The organism is Streptococcus sp. WM07, assembly GCF_004570525.1.
Classification (GTDB): domain Bacteria; phylum Bacillota; class Bacilli; order Lactobacillales; family Streptococcaceae; genus Streptococcus.
In genome coordinates, this window is record NZ_SPPZ01000355.1 from 1 (window position 1) to 251 (window position 251).

1 protein-coding gene and 1 pseudogene are annotated in these 251 nt (G+C 38.2%); both read left to right on the top strand.

Annotation, left to right across the window (positions count from 1 at the left end; genetic code table 11):
* Positions 1-121: pseudogene (locus E4T71_RS10405) on the top strand (IS630 family transposase); the annotation flags it as partial.
* A 6-nt stretch (positions 122-127) separates the two neighbouring features.
* Positions 128-251 (top strand): IS66 family insertion sequence element accessory protein TnpB (tnpB, locus tag E4T71_RS09525; RefSeq protein WP_245165739.1); only part of this gene is annotated, 124 nt, incomplete at its 3' end.

A 251-nucleotide genomic window follows, 5' to 3' on the forward strand; every position in this document is an offset into this window, starting at 1 on the left:
ATTTAAATCATTGAATGAAGTCATTGATCAGTTGCAAGAAGTTATCCAAAGCTTATCAACTACTCGCTTACGATCGATTGTCCATAGAGAATGGATATCTGCTAATTTTGATTCTGAATGAGTATTAGTGAAACAGGAATTTGAATTGGACCCCTTCTCAGGCCAAGTCTTTCTTTTCTGTGGTGGAAGAAAAGATCGCTTCAAAGCCCTTTATTGGGATGGACAGGGCTTCTGGTTACTGTACAAAAGGT